We start from the raw sequence: 2134 nt of genomic DNA, 5'->3' as shown, positions 1-2134 counted from the left end.
GGTACCGGCGGCACCAGCTCAGGCGTGACCGCGGTCTCTATCGACAGCATCACCGACGACTCAGGTCTGGCGACAGACTTCATTACCAACGATGTCGATGGCATCACCGTCAGCGGTAGCCTGACCGGCACGGTCAACAACGACATTGTCCAAGTGAGCCTTGACGGTGGCGCGACGTGGAACGACGCCACGGTCAGTGGTCTATCTTGGAGTTACGTGGACGCCACCACCCGCACCGACGGGGAAGTGCAGACGTACCAAGTGCGCGTGCTCGATTACGTCGGCAATGACACCGAGCTCAGTGACAGCCAAGACGTGACCTTTGACATTGACGGCAGTGGCGGCGGCACCGGTACGGGTACCGGCGGCACCAACTCAGGCGTGACCGCGGTCTCTATCGACAGCATCACCGACGACTCAGGTCTGGCGACAGACTTCATCACCAACGATGTGGATGGCATCACCGTCAGCGGTAGCCTGACCGGAACAGTCAATAACGACATTGTCCAAGTGAGCCTTGATGGCGGCGCGACCTGGAACGACGCCACGGTCAGTGGCCTATCTTGGAGTTACGTGGACGCCACCACCCGCACCGACGGGGAAGTGCAGACGTACCAAGTGCGCGTACTCGATTATGTGGGCAACGACACCGAGCTCAGTGACAGCCAAGACGTGACCTTTGACATTGACGGCAGTGGCGGCGGCACCGGTACGGGTACCGGTGGCACCAGCTCTGGCGTGACCGCGGTCTCTATCGACAGCATCACCGACGACTCGGGTGTGGCAGACTTTATCACCAACGATGTGGATGGCATCACCGTGAGCGGTAGCTTGACCGGAACAGTCAATAACGACATTGTACAAGTGAGCCTTGATGGCGGCGCGACGTGGAACGACGCCACGGTCAGTGGCAGCAGTTGGAGTTACGTGGATGCGAATGTTCGAGCGGATGGCGATAACGTAACGTACCAAGTACGCGTACTCGATTATGTGGGCAACGACACCGAGCTCAGTGACAGCCAAGACGTGATCTTTGACATTGACGGCAGTGGCGGCGCCACCGGTACGGGTACCGGTGGCACCAGCTCGGGTATCACTGGTGTTGCGATAGACAGCATCACCGACGATTCAGGTCTAGCGACGGATTTCATCACCAATGATGTCGATGGCATCACCGTCAGCGGTAGCCTGACCGGCACGGTCAACAACGACATTGTCCAAGTGAGCCTTGACGGCGGCGCGACGTGGAACGACGCCACGGTCAGTGGCAGCAGCTGGAGTTACGTGGACGCCACCACCCGCACCGACGGGGAAGTGCAGACGTACCAAGTGCGCGTACTCGATTATGTGGGCAACGACACCGAGCTCAGTGACAGCCAAGATGTGACCTTTGACATTGACGGCAGTGGCGGCGGCACCGGTACGGGTACCGGCGGCACCAACTCAGGCGTGACCGCGGTCTCTATCGACAGCATCACCGACGATTCAGGTCTGGCGACGGACTTCATCACCAATGATGTCGATGGCATCACCGTGAGCGGTAGCCTGACCGGCACGGTCAACAACGACATCGTCCAAGTGAGCCTTGATGGCGGCGCGACGTGGAACGACGCCACGGTCAGTAGTCTATCTTGGAGTTACGTGGACGCCAGCACCCGCACCGACGGGGAAGTGCAGACGTACCAAGTGCGCGTGCTCGATTACGTCGGCAACGACACCGAGCTCAGTGACAGCCAAGATGTGACCTTTGACATTGACGGCAGTGGCGGCGGCACCGGTACGGGTACCGGCGGCACCAACTCAGGCGTGACCGCGGTCTCTATCGACAGCATCACCGACGACTCGGGTCTGGCGACGGACTTCATCACCAACGACGTCGATGGCATCACCGTSAGCGGTAGCCTGASCGGCACGGTCAACAACGACATTGTCCAAGTGAGCCTTGACGGCGGCGCGACGTGGAACGACGCCACGGTCAGCGGCAGCAGCTGGAGTTACGTGGATGCGAATGTTCGAGCGGATGGCGATAACGTAACGTACCAAGTGCGCGTGCTCGATTACGTCGGCAACGACACCGAGCTCAGTGACAGTCAAGTTGTGCTCTTTGACACTGATGGCAGTGGTGGAGTGGTGG

The 2134-nt window shown here is 59.9% G+C and carries 1 protein-coding gene; it reads left to right on the top strand.

From position 1 onward, the window contains the following. A partial coding sequence (locus L1D11_RS22345; protein ID WP_239862809.1) for a hypothetical protein occupies nt 1-2134 on the top strand: 2134 nt, incomplete at both ends.

It is taken from the genome of Vibrio sp. Isolate32, from assembly GCF_022397955.1.
Classification (GTDB): Bacteria; Pseudomonadota; Gammaproteobacteria; order Enterobacterales; family Vibrionaceae; genus Vibrio.
Note: the sequence above shows the minus strand (reverse complement) of the source record. Positions and strands in the feature narration are given on the sequence as shown.